At 64.5% G+C, this 14277-nt stretch carries 15 protein-coding genes; 9 read left to right on the forward strand and 6 right to left on the reverse strand.

Translation table 11 applies throughout. The features are described 5' to 3' along the window. Nucleotides 1-22: 22 nt before the first annotated feature. From dxs to dut, 6 genes are all read left to right on the forward strand, one after another. Complete coding sequence (dxs, locus tag F3K02_RS26365; protein ID WP_177139543.1) at nt 23-1918, forward strand: 1-deoxy-D-xylulose-5-phosphate synthase; 1896 nt, start codon at nt 23-25, stop codon at nt 1916-1918. Further along, a complete protein-coding gene (gene folE2 / locus F3K02_RS26370; protein ID WP_177139545.1) occupies nt 1918-2739 on the forward strand; it encodes a GTP cyclohydrolase FolE2 in 822 nt (273 codons plus the stop codon). The genes dxs and folE2 overlap by 1 nt, the downstream gene beginning before the upstream one ends. A gap of 239 nt (nt 2740-2978) precedes the next feature. Further along, the gene (locus F3K02_RS26375; protein WP_177139547.1) at nt 2979-4058 is read left to right on the forward strand and encodes a TRAP transporter substrate-binding protein; all 1080 of its coding nucleotides are present in this window, start codon (nt 2979-2981) and stop codon (nt 4056-4058) included. 179 nt (nt 4059-4237) lie between these two features. Beyond that, nucleotides 4238-4840, forward strand: coding sequence for a TRAP transporter small permease subunit (locus tag F3K02_RS26380; protein WP_177139550.1), 603 nt, complete (start codon nt 4238-4240; stop codon nt 4838-4840). Then, nucleotides 4837-6648, forward strand: a complete 1812-nt coding sequence (locus F3K02_RS26385) for a TRAP transporter large permease (protein WP_177139553.1) — start codon at nt 4837-4839, stop codon at nt 6646-6648. The genes F3K02_RS26380 and F3K02_RS26385 overlap by 4 nt, the downstream gene beginning before the upstream one ends. Beyond that, entirely contained in the window at nt 6648-7097 is a 450-nt protein-coding gene (gene dut, locus F3K02_RS26390; RefSeq protein ID WP_177139555.1) for a dUTP diphosphatase, read from the forward strand. The genes F3K02_RS26385 and dut overlap by 1 nt, the downstream gene beginning before the upstream one ends. Nucleotides 7098-7182: 85 nt before the next feature. Here dut and F3K02_RS26395 read toward each other — a convergent pair whose 3' ends face one another. Beyond that, on the reverse strand, nt 7183-7731 hold the full coding sequence (locus F3K02_RS26395; protein ID WP_177139557.1) for an FKBP-type peptidyl-prolyl cis-trans isomerase: 549 nt from the start codon (nt 7729-7731) through the stop codon (nt 7183-7185). Nucleotides 7732-7757: 26 nt separating this feature from the next. On the opposite strand from F3K02_RS26395, the gene F3K02_RS26400 reads away from it, so the two are divergent. The 3 genes from F3K02_RS26400 (at nt 7758) to F3K02_RS26410 (ending at nt 10000) form a co-directional block, all read left to right on the forward strand. After that, a complete protein-coding gene (locus F3K02_RS26400) occupies nt 7758-8912 on the forward strand; it encodes a JmjC domain-containing protein (protein ID WP_246309828.1) in 1155 nt (384 codons plus the stop codon). A gap of 34 nt (nt 8913-8946) precedes the next feature. Continuing rightward, the gene (locus tag F3K02_RS26405; protein ID WP_177139559.1) at nt 8947-9468 is read left to right on the forward strand and encodes a hypothetical protein; all 522 of its coding nucleotides are present in this window, start codon (nt 8947-8949) and stop codon (nt 9466-9468) included. 235 nt (nt 9469-9703) lie between these two features. After that, complete coding sequence (locus F3K02_RS26410) at nt 9704-10000, forward strand: hypothetical protein (protein ID WP_177139561.1); 297 nt, start codon at nt 9704-9706, stop codon at nt 9998-10000. Nucleotides 10001-10088: 88 nt separating this feature from the next. Here the strand turns inward: F3K02_RS26410 and bamC are convergent, their stop codons facing one another. From bamC to F3K02_RS26430, 5 genes are all read right to left on the reverse strand, one after another. Further along, nucleotides 10089-11135: an outer membrane protein assembly factor BamC gene (bamC, locus tag F3K02_RS26415; protein WP_425485648.1), complete on the reverse strand. Its 1047-nt coding sequence runs from the start codon at nt 11133-11135 to the stop codon at nt 10089-10091. A 140-nt stretch (nt 11136-11275) separates the two neighbouring features. Then, nucleotides 11276-12163: a 4-hydroxy-tetrahydrodipicolinate synthase gene (gene dapA, locus F3K02_RS26420; protein ID WP_177139565.1), complete on the reverse strand. Its 888-nt coding sequence runs from the start codon at nt 12161-12163 to the stop codon at nt 11276-11278. An 83-nt stretch (nt 12164-12246) separates the two neighbouring features. Next, on the reverse strand, nt 12247-12801 hold the full coding sequence (locus F3K02_RS26425) for a class I SAM-dependent methyltransferase (RefSeq protein WP_177139567.1): 555 nt from the start codon (nt 12799-12801) through the stop codon (nt 12247-12249). Next, nucleotides 12801-12929, reverse strand: coding sequence for a hypothetical protein (locus tag F3K02_RS27825; RefSeq protein ID WP_281362908.1), 129 nt, complete (start codon nt 12927-12929; stop codon nt 12801-12803). Before F3K02_RS27825 ends, F3K02_RS26425 begins: the two co-directional genes overlap by 1 nt. Beyond that, nucleotides 12926-14167: an MFS transporter gene (locus F3K02_RS26430; protein WP_177139569.1), complete on the reverse strand. Its 1242-nt coding sequence runs from the start codon at nt 14165-14167 to the stop codon at nt 12926-12928. The genes F3K02_RS27825 and F3K02_RS26430 overlap by 4 nt, the downstream gene beginning before the upstream one ends. Nucleotides 14168-14277 lie beyond the last annotated feature (110 nt).

The following is a 14277-nucleotide window of genomic DNA, read 5'->3' on the forward strand; positions in this document are numbered from 1 at the left end:
AGCGCCGCACTCCACGATGGTCATGAGCTCACTTCTGTCTTCCATTGAATCGCCGGCCGACCTGCGCCAGCTCTCCCGTGCCCAACTGCATCCGCTGGCCGATGAACTGCGGGCCTTCGTGATCGACAGCGTGGCCCGCACCGGCGGCCACCTCAGTTCCAACCTCGGCACGGTGGAACTCACCGTCGCGCTGCACTACGTCTTCAACACCCCCGAAGACCGCCTGGTCTGGGACGTGGGCCACCAGACCTATCCGCACAAGATCCTCACCGGCCGGCGCGACCGGATGAACACGCTGCGCCAGCTCGGCGGCATCAGCGGTTTCCCGCGCCGCGACGAAAGCGAATACGACACCTTCGGCACCGCGCACTCGTCCACCAGCATCTCGGCCGCGCTCGGCATGGCGATGGCGGCCAAGATGAAGGGCGAGAGCCGCCACTCCGTGGCCATCATCGGCGACGGCGCCATGACCGCGGGCATGGCCTTCGAAGCGCTGAACAACGCGGGCGTGGCCGACGGCCGCCTGCTGGTGGTGCTCAACGACAACGACATGTCGATCTCGCCGCCGGTGGGCGCGCTCAACCGCTACCTGGCCCAGTTGCTTAGCGGCCAGTTCTACGCCGCGGCCAAGAACGTGGGCAAGCAGGTGCTCAAGGGCGCGCCGCCGCTGTTCGAACTTGCCAAGCGCCTGGAAGAACACGCCAAGGGCATGGTGGTGCCGGCCACGCTGTTCGAAAAGTTCGGTTTCAACTACATCGGCCCCATCGATGGCCACGACCTGGACTCGCTGATCCCCACGCTGGAGAACATCCGCCACCTGCTCGACAAGGACAGTGGCCCGCAGTTCCTGCACGTGGTGACCAAGAAGGGTCAGGGCTACAAGCTGGCCGAGGCCGACCCGGTGGCGTACCACGGCCCGGGCAAGTTCGACCCGGCCGTGGGCCTGGTCAAACCGGTCACACCGCCCAAGCCCACCTTCACGCAGGTGTTTGGCCAGTGGCTGTGCGACATGGCCGAAGCCGATCCCAAGCTGGTGGGCATCACGCCCGCGATGCGCGAAGGTTCGGGCATGGTCGAGTTCGAGCGCCGCTTCCCCGGCCGCTACTTCGACGTCGGCATTGCCGAGCAACACGCCGTGACCTTTGCCGCTGGCCTGGCCTGCGAAGGCCTGAAGCCGGTGGTGGCGATCTACTCGACCTTCCTGCAGCGCGCCTACGACCAGCTCATCCACGACGTGGCGTTGCAGAACCTGCCCATGGTCTTCGCGCTCGACCGCGCTGGCCTGGTGGGGGCCGACGGCGCCACCCACGCGGGGGCCTACGACATCGCCTTTCTGCGCTGCATCCCCAACATGTCGATCGCCTGCCCGGCCGACGAAGCCGAGTGCCGGCAGCTGCTCAGCACGGCCCACGCGCAAAACCACCCGGTGGCGGTGCGTTATCCACGCGGCGCGGGTGTGGGCACGAAGGTGCCGGCCGGACTCGAAGGCCTGCCCTTTGGCAAGGGTGAGATGCGCCGCACCGGTCGCCACGTGGCCATCCTGGCGTTCGGCACGCTGCTCTACCCGGCGCTGGAAGCGGCAGAGCAGCTGGGCGCCAGCGTGGCCAACATGCGCTGGGCCAAGCCGCTGGATATTGAGCTGCTTCGTGAACTCGCGCAGACGCACCAGGCGCTGGTGACGGTCGAGGAAGGCTGTGCCATGGGCGGTGCCGGCAGCGCGGTGCTGGAAGCACTGCAGGCCGAAGGCTTTGCCATGCCGGTGTTGCAATTGGGACTGTCCGATGTGTTCACCGAACACGGCGATCCGGCGAAGCTGCTGGCCGCTGAGGGGCTGGATGCCTCGGGCATCGAGCGCTCCGTGCGGGCGCGTTTCGCCAGCCTTCTCGACAACGTGTCGGGCCTGAAAGTGGTGGCCTGATGAGCGATCTGTCGAGCGGCGTGCGCGCCGTCATGCCCGATGTGCAAGGGCGGCAAGATGTGCGCGCCATGCCGATTGCCCGCGTGGGCGTGAAAAACCTGCGCTACCCGCTGGTGCTGGACGTGGCGGGCCGGGCGCAACACAGCGTGGGGCTCTGGGACCTGCATGTGGGGCTGAAGGCCGAGCAGAAGGGCGCCCACATGTCGCGCCTGCTGGCCTGGCTGGATGCGTTCACGCTCGAGGGCGAGGTGGTTGACTTCGATCGGCTGCAGCGGGCCATGCCCGAGCTCATGGCGCTGCTGGAGACCGACAGCGCAGGCCTCTCTGTGAGCTTTCCGTTTTTCATCCGCAAGACGGCCCCGGTATCGGGTCAGCAAAGCCTGCTCGAATACGAAGGCGGCTGGCTGGCGCGCTGCGAAGGCGGGCACACCGAAGTGCGCATGGTGGCCACGGTGCCGGTGAAGTCGCTGTGCCCGTGTTCGAAAGAGGTCAGCGAAGACGGTGCACACAACCAGCGTTCGCACATCCGCCTGGAGGTTCTGTTGGGCAAGGCCGTGCCCTGGGCCGAGCTGGTGCGTTTTGCCGAAGACCATGCATCGTGCGAGCTCTGGGGGCTGCTCAAGCGCAGCGATGAGAAGTGGGTCACCGAGCGGGCTTATGCCCACCCCAAGTTCGTCGAAGACCTGGTGCGTGATGTGGCGCTGGCGCTGAACGACGATCCGCGCGTGCTGGCCTACACCGTGGACGTCATCAACTTCGAATCGATCCACGCGCACGATGTGCATGCACGGATCGCACACGACAAAAAAACCACCGTTTGAGTCGACCGAAGCACGCGGTTCCGTGAGCATTTTTCACGCGAACCTTGAAGTGTTTTTCATTTCCCCCGCAAGCGTGTGAAAAGCACGTCACAAAGCGGACTTGGATGCCTTTTCCCGAGGGAAAACCCGTGAAGGCGGGGTCTGTGCGTTCCTTACAATCCACTGGCCTAAGCGCCTTTGCCAAACACCACAACCGTGCGTGCTGGTCGAGAAAAAATCACCTAAATGGAGTTGTAACTATGGATCGTCGTTCCATCATCAAGCATGCCGGCATTGCCGGTGTGCTGGCCGCAGGCGCCGCGCCCGCGGTGCATGCCCAGGCCACCATCCGCTGGCGACTCGCCTCCAGCTTCCCGAAAGCGCTGGACACCATCTTTGGTGCGGCCGATGTGTTCGCCAAGAAGGTCGGTGACATGACCGGTGGCAAGTTCAGCATCTCGGTGCACCCGGGCGGCGAGCTGATGCCCGCGTTCGGCGTGGTGGACGGCGTGCAGCAGGGTACGGTCGAAGCCGCCCACACGGCGCCTTATTACTTCTTCGGCAAGGACGACACCTTCGCCATGGGCACGGCCATTCCGTTCGGCCTGAACAGCCGCCAGCTGACCGCCTGGTACTACGACGGCAACGGCCTGAAGCTGTTCCGCGAGTTCTACGACAAGTACAACATCGTGAACTTCCCCGGCGGCAACACCGGTGCCCAGATGGGCGGCTGGTACCGCAAGGAAATCAAGGGCGTTGCCGACATCAAGGGTCTGAAGATGCGCATCGGCGGTTTCGCCGGCAAGGTGTTCACCCGCATGGGTGGCGTGCCACAGAACATCCCCGGTGGCGAGATCTACCAGGCGCTGGAAAAGGGCACCATCGACGCGACCGAGTGGGTCGGTCCTTACGACGACGAGAAGCTGGGCTTCCAGAAGGTCGCCAAGAACTACTATTACCCCGGCTGGTGGGAAGGCGGCGCACAGCTCGACTTCTACATCAACAAGACGGCGTTCAACGCCCTCTCGAAAGAGAACCAGGCCATCGTCGAAGCCGCTGCCGCCTACGCACACACCGAAATGCAGGCTCGCTACGATGCCCGCAATCCGGCCGCTCTCAAGCGCCTGGTGGCCGGTGGTGCCAAGGTGCTGCCGTTCCCCAAGGCCGTGATGGACCTGGCCTACAAGGAGGCGATGGCGCTCTACGCCGAGTTGAACGACACCAACCCGGCCTGGAAGAAGATTTACACCGACTATTCGGCCTTCCGCAAGGACCAGAACCTCTGGTTCCGCTTCACCGAAGCCCAGTTCGACCGCTACATGCAGTCGGCCAAGCTGTAATCGGCGAACAAGCCTGGCAAAAAACCCCGCTCTGCGGGGTTTTTTGTGCAGACTGGTCTTCATGTCCGTGACCCGGCCATGGCATCCATCGCCTCATCGCACAGTCTCTCTGATCAGAGGCCCCGCTTTCGCTAAACTGGCGGGCTTGCCACGAGCAACCCATCCAAACGGGGATTCCCATGTCGTTCCTACTCCAAATATCCCGGCTCATCGATGCCGTCAGCGAGCTCATCGGCAAGCTGGCCATGTGGCTCATCCTGGCCGCCACGCTCATCAGCACGGGCAACGCCCTCATCCGCAAAATCTTCGGCACCAGCTCCAACGCCTGGCTTGAAATCCAGTGGTACCTGTTTGCCGCTGTGTTCATGCTCGGTGGTGGCTACGCCTTTCTGCGCAACGCGCACGTGCGCATCGACTTCATATCCAGCAAATTCACCGACCGAACCCGCAACTGGATCGATATCGGCGGCATCCTGGTCTTCCTGTTCCCCCTGTGCTACATGATGGTGACACTCGGCTGGCCCTTGTTCATCAACGCGCTGGAATCGGGCGAGATGTCGTCCAACTCCGGGGGGTTGATCCGCTGGCCGGTGTACGCCCTGATTCCGCTGGGCTTTGCGCTGCTGTTCGTGCAGGGCATCTCCGAACTGATCAAACGTTTTGCCTTCCTCAACGGTCAGGGTCCTGATGTCCTGAGCCATTCCGGCCCCAGTGAAACCGAACTGCTGGCGCAAGAGATCGCCGAACAGGAAAAAGCCCGTCAAGCGGGAGCATCAGCATGATTGAATTTTTGACGTCCAACTTTGTCCCGATGATGTTCACCGGGCTGCTGGTTTTCCTGTTGATGGGATTTCCGGTCTCGTTCTCCCTGGCCGCGACCGGTCTGTTCTTCGGCTTCATCGGCATGGAGCTGGAGCTGTTTCCCTCCAACCTGTTCCAGGCCCTGCCGCTGCGGGTGTTCGGCATCATGCAGAACGACACGCTGCTGGCGATTCCGTTCTTCACGTTGATGGGCATCATCCTGGAGCGCAGCCGAATGGCCGAGGACCTGCTGGAGACGGTGGGCCAGGTGTTCGGTCCGCTGCGCGGGGGTGTGGGCATCGCCGTGGTGCTGGTGGGTGCGCTGCTCGCAGCCACCACCGGCGTGGTGGCCGCGTCGGTGATCTCGATGGGTTTGATCGCCATGCCCATCATGCTGCGCTACGGCTACAACCGCACCATCGCCACCGGCACCATCACCGCATCCGGCACGCTGGCGCAGGCACTGCCGCCGTCGCTGGTGCTGATCGTGCTGGCCGACCAACTGGGTCGTTCGGTGGGCGACATGTACGCCGGTGCACTGATCCCCGGCCTGGCGCTGGTGGGCCTCTACCTGGTTTTCATCGTCGTGGTGGCGCTGGTCAAACCTTCGTGGGTGCCGGCGCTGCCGGCCGAAGCGCGCATCTACAACGAGCCCAATGGCTCCAGCGGCCACCGGTCGCTGCTGGCTTTGCTGCTGCTGTGTGCCGCGGCCGGCTACGGCTGGTCCCAGGTGCATGAGTCGATCATGAACCCCTGGCTGGAGCGTGAAATGCCCGCGCCCGGTGACGAGGTCTTCATCCTGTCGATGACCGTCAGCGCGTTTCTTGCACTGGCACTGGCACTGGTCAACAGGCTGTTCGGCATCGGCCTGCTCTCGCGCCTGACCGAGCGTGTGACCTTCGTGCTGATCCCGCCGCTGGTGCTGATCTTCCTGGTGCTCGGTACGATTTTCCTGGGTGTTGCGACGCCCACGGAAGGTGGTGCCATGGGTGCCATCGGCGCCCTGATCATGGCGGGTGCGCGCCGCACACTGTCGTTTGGTCTGCTCAAGCAGGCGCTGGAGAACACCACCAAGCTGGCCATCTTCGTGCTGTTCATCCTGATCGGCTCGACCGTGTTCAGCTTCACCTTCAACGCGGCAGACGGCCACATCTGGGTGGAACACCTGTTCGCCAAGTTACCCGGTGGACAGTTGGGCTTCCTGCTGTTCGTGAACGCGCTGGTGTTCGTGCTCGGCATGTTCATCGATTTCTTCGAAATCGCCTTCATCGTGGTGCCGCTGCTGGCCCCCGTGGCCGACAAGCTGGGCATCGACCTGATCTGGTTCGGCATCATCCTGGCCATGAACCTGCAGACCTCGTTTCTCACGCCGCCGTTTGGCTTTGCGCTGTTCTACCTGCGCAGTGTGGCCGCGCGCAACGACTACGACGACGTGATCACGGGCGAGCGCATTCCGGCGGTGACCACGGCGCAAATCTACAAGGGCTCCATCGCCTTCATCATCCTGCAGCTCATCATGGTCGCGGTGATCGTGTTCAACCCGGGTATCGTGACCGGCAACCTCGACAAGGCGGCTGTGGTGGACGATGCCACGGTGGACGACATGCTCAACAACATGCAGGATCTGCAGAGCGAAGAAAACACAGAGCCGAACATGGACGCTTCCGGGGAAGAGAGCCCTGCGGCCAGCGATGCAGCGCCGGCGGATGACGCTGCAGCCCCGCCCGCAGTCGAAGAAGAGGTTGACCCGGCCAAGGCACTCGAAGACGCCGTCAAGAAAGCCGAGTGATGCAGATCGATGTGAAAGTGCTGGACCCGCGCATGGCGGGCCAGCTCCCCGCTTATGCCACGTCCGGCAGCGCGGGGCTGGACCTGCGGGCCTGCCTCGATGCACCACTGACGCTGGCGCCCAACGCCTGGCAACTGGTGCCCACCGGGCTGGCCATCCACCTGGCCGACCCGGGCTATGCGGCCATGATCCTGCCGCGCTCGGGGCTGGGGCACAAGCATGGCATCGTGCTCGGCAACCTGGTGGGCCTGATCGACAGCGACTACCAGGGCCAGCTCATGGTGAGCGCCTGGAACCGCAGCGACGTGGCTTTCACCATTGAACCCATGGAGCGCATCGCGCAAATGGTGATCGTGCCGGTGGTGCAGGCGCACTTCAACGTGGTGGACGATTTCGACGTGGCCAGCGAACGCGGGGCGGGCGGCTACGGTTCAACGGGCCGGGGCTGACCGGTCACGGCGAATCTTCACCAGAAACAACGAGAGGGCTGCATGTGCAGCCCTCTCGTTTTTGGAGGCGATCCGTTTCGCAGGATCAGTGAAGCGTGGGTTTGCCCGCAGCTTGGTCCGGGTCTGACGGTGCATCGCCGTTGTCAACCTGCATGCGGAAGAAGCCCGCGCCCAGCGTGCCACGACCGATTTCACTGATCAGCGCTTCGCGCACGGCGTGCACCTTGAGGTGGATGCGCAAGGCGATGCCCGCCAGGGGGTGGTTGCCATCCATCACCACATGATCGGGGTAAATGTCGCTCACGAAATACAGGCGGTCGCGCGGCGCAGCAGCGTTGCAGCCCTCGGGCAGTCCCTCGAAGCCCATGCCTTCTTCGAGGTTGTCCGGGAACAGGTGGCGCGGCTCCAGAAAGAGCAGGCGATCGTCGTAGTCGCCGAAGGCGTGCTGGGGTTCGAGCTGCAGCTCCACCGTATCGCCTTCCACATGGCCCTGCAGCGCCTCTTCGAGCCCGGCCAGCAGATCGTTGCCCCCCACCAGGAATTCGATCGGCTCTTCCAGCACGTCCAGCTCTTCGCCCAGGGTGTCCTTGAGTGTCCACGTCAGCGCGACGACGCACTGAGGGGTGATTTTCATCGTCGTTTTCATCAGACAATTGTCCCATGACCCAAGCCACCCCATCCAACCCCAATACCTTCAGCCCCGACATGCCCCGCGAAATGCTCGGCGGTCTCTCACCCGCGCAATTCATGCGCCGCTATTGGCAGAAAAAACCCTTGCTGATCCGCAACGCGTTTCCGGATTTCAAGCCGTTCCTGAACCGCCAGGCGCTGTTTGCCATGGCCGCCGAAGAAGCGGTTGAATCGCGCATGATCGTGAGCAAGCCGGCCGGCTGGCAACTCAAGCGCGGCCCTTTCGCCCGCACCGCTTTTCCGCCGCTGAAGCAGAAACGCTGGACCCTGCTGGTGCAGGGTGTGGACCTGCATCTGGACGTGGCCCACGAGATGCTTCAGCGCTTCCGGTTCGTGCCCGACGCCCGGCTGGACGACCTGATGATTTCCTGGGCCAGCGACGGCGGCGGCGTCGGGCCGCACTTTGACAGCTACGACGTGTTCCTGCTGCAGGCCAGCGGCCAGCGCCATTGGCGCATCGGTCGCCAGAGCGACCTGTCGCTGGAGCCGAACGTGCCGCTCAAGATCCTCAGCAACTTTGAGCCCGAGGAAGAGCACCTGCTCAACCCCGGCGACATGTTGTACCTGCCGCCGCGCTGGGCCCACGATGGCGTGGCCGTGGGCGATGACTGCATGACCTATTCGGTCGGTTTCCGTGTGCCGCAACGGGGTGGTCTGGCGGGGGAACTGTTGCAGCGCATGGCCGAAGAGTTCGACGATGCCACGCTCTACCGCGATCCGACGCAGCCCGCCACCGCCACGCCCGCGGCCATGCCGCCCGCGCTGGAGGCCTTTGCGGCCGATGGCCTGCAGCGTTTGCTGGCCGAGCGCGAATCGCTGGCCTGTGCGCTGGGTGAGGTGATGACCGAACCCAAGCCCCGCGTCTGGTTCGAAGAACCCGAGTCAGACTGGGCGCCCGGCCCCTTGGCGCTGGACCGGCGCACGCGCATGATGTACGACGATCGCCACGTGTTCATCAACGGGGAAAGTTTCCGCGCCGGCGGTGCGGATGCGCGCCTGATGCGCACGCTGGCCGATCAGCGCCGCCTGGATGCCCGCCAGGCCGCACGCGCCAGCACCGATGCGCAGGCGTTGCTGCAGGACTGGTTTGAAGCCGGCTGGCTGCACCGTGTGGCGGCCGATTGATTCGTTCGTTCTTTGCGTTGACGGAGGTGGAGCCATGAGTCAAGAGTCCGCATCAGACTCGGGAACACCCGAGCAGGCGTTGCCGGAGGGGCGGCTGGAAGGCCGGCAGGTCTTCGCCGATCTGGTGCGACAGGCCATGGTCTGCGCTGCCCGGGAGGGCTGGACGCACATCATCCTGAGCGACCCGGACTTTGCCGATTGGCCGCTGGGCGAGCGGGTGGTGATCGATGCCCTGCAGGCCTGGGCCGGGCGCGGGCGCCACATCCAGTTCATGGCGCGGGACTTCAGCCCCTTGCGTCAGCTGCATCCCCGCCTGGTGCAATGGCGCGTCACGTGGTCGCACCTGGTGCAGGCCCACGCCTGCGCCAGCCTGGTGGGCACCGAGCTGCCCAGTGCCATCTGGTCACCCGGCTGGACCATGGAGCGGCTTGATGTGATGCGCTGCACAGTGGTGGCCAGTGTGGATGCCCGACGGCGCGTGGCCTTGAAGGAGCGGCTGGACACGTGCTGGGACATGGGCAGCCCGTCGTTTCCGGCCACCACGCTCGGTTTGTGAGCTTTTGTATGGGATGTGGCTTCTTAAGCAACACATCTCTGTGAGAAAAAGAAAAAGATGATAAGGGTAAATACGTATGCATTTTTCCGGCTATTATTCTGTTCCAGTCTGGAAGCCGGGTCTTTAAGGGTTGTCTGACTGGGTCAACCGAGCTCGAATCCTGTATTCGGGTTTTTTTTTGGGTTGATTCATAACTATTCGAAGTTTGTTCATCTTCATCCACAGGAATACCACCATGAAAACATCCATCCTCCTCGCCAGCCTGCTTGCCGCTTTGACCCTGACCGCTTGCGGCAAGAAAGAAGAAGCCGCAGTCACCATCCCTGAGCCAGCCGCTGTGGTTGACACCGCCAAGGACGCGGCTGCCGCCACCGCCGATGCCGCCAAGGACGCAGCAGCCGCCACCACCGACGCCGCCGCTGCCGCTGCCGATGCCACCAAGGACGCTGCCGCTGCTGCTGCCGACGCCACCAAGGACGCCGCTGCCGCTGCCGCCGACGCCGCCAAGGCCGCAGTCAAGCCAGCTCAGTAATTGGATCGGGTTTTGCCCGTCCAGAAAAAAAGCCGCCCTCGGGCGGCTTTTTCGTGGGTGCCTCCCATCCGGGCCGGCACAGGGTGGCTTATTTGAGATCGTCGGCGAGCAGTTGAACGATGCGCTGGGCGGTGGCCGATGATTCAGGCTGCCCCTGTTCGTTGAGCACCGAGACCGTGCTGCTGTTGCCAGTGCTCTGGACCTTCACCCGGTATTTGGCGGGCCTGACCTGGGGGGCTGAGCTGGAGAAGAGACGGCCGAAGAAGCCAGGCTTCTGGGCGTCGGCCGCCGTTGTGGGCACGTAGCGCACGAAATAGACACCCTGGGTGCGATCGCGGTCTTCGACGGTGAAGCCCGTGCGGTCCAGCGTCAGGCCGACACGGCGCCAGGCGCGGTCAAAGTCGTCATCGAGCTGGACCACGGGCTGCTGGCCCAGCAGGGTCACCTTGGCGGCGGCCTGCGCGGGCGTTGCGGCCGCCACGGCCTGGGCCTGCGCCTCGCTCACGCCAAGCTTGACCATCAGGCGGCGCAGGAACTCGGTCTCCAGCTCCGGGTCGGAAGGCCGGGGCTGCCATATGGTCTGGTCTTTCTGGCTGCTGGTGTAGACCTCGGCCATGCCGCGGTGGCTGATGAAGATTTCGGTGCCGCCAGCGGCGTTGCGTTCGAGGCGGGTGCGGAACTTGTCGCGTTCGCCGGTGGAGTAGAGGTTGTCAAAAACCTTGCCGATGGTCGAACGGATGAAGTCCTGTGGAATCTTGGCGCGGTTTTCGGCCCAGTCGGTTTCCATGATGCCCAGTTTTTCCTGGTCCAGTTCCAGCACGAAGCCGTTTTCCTTCCAGAAGTCGCCGACCGGCGTCCACAGCTGTTCGGCCGGGCGGTTCACCACCAGCCAGCGCTGGTTGCCCGCACGTTCGATGCGCACATCGCCCACCGAAGACACCGCCGTGATGCCGGGCGTGACCGCCGCCTGGGCCGCCTGCTGGCCACTGGCGGTGACCGCAGTGCCCGGCACGTTGTAGCGCGAGTCACGGCTGAGCTGTGTCAGATCGGGTGGCACGTCCAGCGTGCTGCCGCGCTGGGCGCTCTTGTAGTCGATCTTGTCTTCCTGCAGCATGGTGCAGCCGCTCGCCAGCATGGCGGCCACGGCGATCACACCAATGCGCCCCAGAGGTCGCGAAGCGCGTTGTGTTGCCGTGAGGGACGTCGGGCAGTTTGAAGTGACTTGCATGAGCAGACTCGGGTTCGGGAAAAAAGGGGGAGGTCAGGCGACCAGGTTCAATCGATCAGGCCACTGTCTTTGAGCGCCCCTTCGACCAGGGGTTCCAGGGCGCGGGACATGGGTGTGAGCGGCAGGCGCATGGTTTCCGAGCACAGGCCCATGCGGGCCATGGCCCACTTGAGCGGGATCGGGTTGGCTTCGACGAACAGGTTCTTGTGCACCGGCATCAGGCGCAACTGGATGTCCATGGCCTTGCGGGTGTCGCCCGCGATGGCGGCCACGCAGAGCTCGTGCATCAGGCGAGGGGCAATGTTGGCCGTCACGCTCACGTTGCCCTGACCGCCGCACAGCATCAGCGCCACGGCGGTCGGATCGTCACCGGAGTAGATCGCGAAACCTTCGGGCGCTTCGCGGATCAGCCATTGCGCGCGCTCGATGTTGCCGGTGGCTTCCTTGATGCCGACGATGCCCTTCACCTGCGCCAGGCGCAGGGCGGTGTCGACCGACATGTCGGCCACGCTGCGACCGGGCACGTTGTACAGCACGATGGGCAGGTCGCCGGTGGCTTCGGCGATGGCCTTGAAGTGCTGGTACTGGCCCTCTTGCGTGGGCTTGTTGTAGTAGGGCACGACCTGTAGCTGGCAGTCGGCACCGACGCTGCGCGCGAACTTGGCCAGCTCGATGGCTTCGGCCGTGGAGTTGGCTCCGCAGCCCGCCATGATGGGCACGCGTTTGGCCGCCTGCTCCACCGAGACGCGGATGATTTCGCAGTGCTCCTCGACGGTGACGGTGGGCGACTCGCCCGTGGTGCCGACCACGCCAATGCAATCGGTGCCTTCGGCAATGTGCCAGTCGATCAGTTTGCGCAGCGCGGGGTAGTCCACGCTGCCGTCGGTGTTCATGGGCGTGACCAAGGCCACGATGCTGCCGGTGATGGGTTTCATAAGCTGGTTGCTCAAGAGGTGGGCGCCGGCCGTGCGAGCCCTCCCGGGGAGGCTGTCGTCAGCGGACGCGCGAATCTGACATTCTACCCAGTGGCATCCAGCGGATACCGCGCGGGCAGGGCGGATGTATCCGGGGGTTTTCGCACCGCCGCGATGCGTTGCACAAAGCGCTCGGGCCGGTCGGTGAAGCCGTCTTCAAACGCCACCACGTGCAAGCCGGCCGCGACCTGCAGCAGCTCGCCGGGTCGCAGCAGGAAGTCGGGCCGTGAGGGCTTGCCCACGGTTTCATTGCCGGCGGCGAAGGTCTCGTAGATCAGCACGCCACCGGTCGCCACGCTGGCCACGATCTGCGGCAGCAGCGGGCGCCAGAGGTAGTTCGTGATCACCACGGTGTCAAATGTCTCGCCGGCAAAGGGCCAGGGGCCGTTTTCGATGTCGGCCAGCACGGCCCGGCCCAGCCCGGACACCGCATCGATGGCTTCTGGCGAGCGGTCCACACCCGTCACCGGATGGCCGCGCTGCGCGAACCAGCGCAGGTGGCGGCCATGACCGCAGGCCACATCCAGTACCGAGCCGTTCGCGGGGACCAGGTGCGACCAGCGCTGGACCCAGGCCGAAGGCGATTCGGTGCCGTGCATCAGAAACAGCTCCAGAGCTGGTCGGCGAGATTCACGAGGAAGTCGGGCCGGTTGTAGAGCGCCAGCGTGCCCAGCAGGGCCAACCCCACGACCGTCCAGACCAGCGCCTTGACGGCCAAAGGCTTCATGCCGCCGCTCCCATGCGTTGCGGACCGCGGGTGATGGGCGATTCGCGCACCGGCAGGTTGATCAGCGCGGCGAACACGCCCAGTGCGATCGAGATGTACCAGACGATGTCGTAGCTGCCGGTCTGGTCGTACAGCACGCCGCCCAGCCACACGCCCATGAAGCTGCCGATCTGGTGGCTGAAGAACACGAAGCCACCCAGCATGGACAAATGCGCCACGCCAAAGATCTGCGCCACCACCGCGTTGGTCGGCGGCACGGTGGACAGCCACAGCACGCCCATTACAGCCGCGAACACGTATACGCTGGCTGGCGACAACGGCACGATCAGGAACACGCTGATCGCCACCGCACGCGCGATGTAGATGAACGAAAGGATGTAGCGCTTGGGGAAACGCTGGCCCAGCGCGCCCGCGGCGTAGGTGCCGATCACGTTGAACAGGCCAATGAGCGCCAGCGCATAGCTGGCCACCTGGGGCGAAAGCCCGTTGTCTTTCAGGTAGCTCGGCATGTGCACGCCGATGAACACCACCTGGAAACCACACACGAAATACCCCGCCATCAGCAGCTGGAAGCTGCGGTACCTGAAGGCCTCGCGCAGCGCCTGCACGATGGTCTGGTCCCGCTTGGGCGCCATGCCGCCCACAAACCCCGGCTCGCGCAGGAACAGCGCCAGCGGCATGATCAGCAGCACCGCAGCGCCGAGGATCAGCAGTGCTTCCTGCCAGCCGAACGCGCTGATGAGCCAGCCCTCAATGGGCACCATCAGGAACTGGCCGAACGAGCCGGCCGCGGCCGCCACACCCATGGCCCAGGAGCGTTTCTCGGCCGGTATCTGCCGCCCGATCACGCCGTAGATCACGGCGTAGGTGGTGCCGGCCTGGGCCGCGCCAATCAGCACACCCGCGGTCAGCGCAAAGGTGAGCGGTGTTGGCGAGAGCGCCATGCCGGCCAGCCCCAGCGCGTAGAGCACGGCGCCCCCCAGCAGCACGCGGAAGGCGCCAAACCGGTCGGCCGCCATGCCGGCAAAGATGCCGAACAGGCCCCAGGAGAGGTTCTGGATGGCCAGTGCGAAAGCGAAATTCTCGCGCGTCCAGCCCTGATCCTGGGTGATGGGCTGCAGCCACAGGCCAAATCCGTGGCGCACACCCATGGAGAGGGTGACGATGGCGGCGCCGCAGGCCAGCACCTGGAACGCGGAGAGACGGGGGGCAGGCGCTGTGGCCAGTGGCGAAGTCATCCCGAGACTGTAGCGAATCCGGGCATTCGCCGGGTGTCGCAGCGGTGCGTGGGGTCATGAAATCGGTGGCCGCCATTGATGCGCAGCTCGAATCGGTTGAGATGCCGGGT

It is taken from the genome of Hydrogenophaga aromaticivorans (genome assembly GCF_013387465.1).
Classification (GTDB): domain Bacteria; phylum Pseudomonadota; class Gammaproteobacteria; order Burkholderiales; family Burkholderiaceae_C; genus Hydrogenophaga; species Hydrogenophaga aromaticivorans.